The 1,339-nt window shown below is 70.8% G+C and carries 2 protein-coding genes; both read left to right on the forward strand.

What is annotated here, in order from left to right; translation table 11 throughout:
• The coding region (locus tag ACZ514_RS32255) for a vitamin B12 dependent-methionine synthase activation domain-containing protein (protein ID WP_469126341.1) at nucleotides 1-1,164 on the forward strand (1,164 nt) is incomplete at its 5' end.
• Between the two features lie 35 nt (nucleotides 1,165-1,199).
• The coding region (locus ACZ514_RS32260) for an adenosylhomocysteinase (protein ID WP_469126342.1) at nucleotides 1,200-1,339 on the forward strand (140 nt) is incomplete at its 3' end.

Genomic DNA, 1,339 nt, shown 5'->3' on the forward strand with positions numbered 1-1,339 from the left:
ATCCTGGAGGCGGCGCAGGAGCACAAGGCCGACGTGATCGGCATGTCGGGGCTCCTGGTGAAGTCCACGGTGATCATGAAGGAGAACCTGGAGGAGCTCAACCAGCGCAAGCTGGCGGCCGACTACCCCGTCATCCTCGGCGGCGCCGCCCTGACCCGCGCCTACGTCGAACAGGACCTCCACGAGATCTACGAGGGCGAGGTCCGCTACGCCCGCGACGCCTTCGAAGGCCTGCGACTGATGGACGCCCTCATCGCCGTCAAGCGCGGCGTCCCCGGCGCCGAACTCCCACCCCTCAAACAGCGCCGTGTGCCGCGGCGGACCGCGGTCCTCGATGTGCGCGAGCCGGAGGACGCCGGCCGCTCGGACGTGGCCGTCGACAACCCGGTGCCCGAGCCGCCGTTCCTCGGCACCCGGGTCGTCAAGGGCATCCCGCTCAAGGACTACGCGGGATGGCTGGACGAGCAGGCGCTCTTCAAGGGCCAGTGGGGCCTCAAGGACGCCGCCTCCCTCGAGACGGAGGGAAGGCCCCGGCTGCGCGGCTGGCTGGAGCGCATGCACACCGAGCGGCTCCTCGAGGCGGCCGTGGTCTACGGCTACTTCCCCTGCGTCTCCAAGGGGGACGACCTGATCGTCCTCGACGAGGACGGGGGAGAGCGGACCCGGTTCACCTTCCCGCGCCAGAGCCGCGGCCGCCGGCTCTGCCTCGCCGACTTCGTGCGCCCCGACGACTCCGGCGAGACCGACGTCGTCGGCCTCCAGGTCGTCACCGTCGGCTCGCGGATCGGCGAGGCCACCGCCAGGCTCTTCGAGTCCGGCTCCTACCGCGACTACCTGGAGCTGCACGGCCTGTCCGTCCAGCTCGCCGAGGCCCTGGCCGAGTACTGGCACGCCCGCGTCCGCGCCGAGCTCGGCATCGCCGGAGCCGATCCGGCGGCCATGGACGGCATGTTCCGCACCGAGTACCAGGGCTGCCGCTACTCCCTCGGCTACCCGGCCTGCCCCGAGCTGGCGGACCGGGCCAAGATCGCAGGCCTCCTCCGGCCCGAGCGGATCGGCGTCCACCTCTCCGAGGAGTTCCAGCTCCACCCCGAGCAGTCCACCGACGCCATCGTCATCCACCACCCCGAGGCCGGCTACTTCAACGCGGGAGGCCGCCGATGACCTCCGGTTCCGTACGAGTGCAAGGAGCACCGCCCATGCCCGCCGAATTCACGGACTTCAAGGTCGCCGACCTTTCCCTCGCCGCTTTCGGCCGCAAGGAGATCACCCTGGCCGAGCACGAGATGCCGGGTCTGATGTCGATCCGCAAGGAGTACGCGCAGGCCCAGCCGCTGGC

It is taken from the genome of Streptomyces sp. NPDC034086 (assembly GCF_055575515.1).